The organism is Neisseria oralis, from assembly GCF_045062685.1.
In the GTDB taxonomy this organism is placed as follows: Bacteria; Pseudomonadota; Gammaproteobacteria; order Burkholderiales; family Neisseriaceae; genus Neisseria; species Neisseria oralis.
Genome location: NZ_JBJGEB010000083.1, coordinates 1 through 254 on the forward strand (window position 1 = coordinate 1; position 254 = coordinate 254).

The 254-nt window shown below is 52.0% G+C and carries 1 pseudogene; it reads left to right on the plus strand.

Features of this window, described 5'->3' with window-relative positions:
- Positions 1 to 254, plus strand: a pseudogene (locus ACI43T_RS12165) (TonB-dependent hemoglobin/transferrin/lactoferrin family receptor); the annotation flags it as partial.

Genomic DNA, 254 nt, shown 5'->3' on the forward strand with positions numbered 1-254 from the left:
GGTTTGGATTACACTCAGGAAAAATGGGGTGTCGGCACCAAGCTGCGCTGGTCGAAAAAACACAGCCGCGTCAGCAGCGATACTGTTTTCCAAGCGCCAGGTTATGGCGTATGGGATGTCGGCGCGTGGTACAAGCCGTTTAAAAACCTCGAAATCGGCGCAAACATCTACAACGTCGGCAACAAAAAATACTGGCAGCACGCAGATGTTGCCGGCATGAGCCGTACCAGTGTGATGGACTTGTACACTGAAAC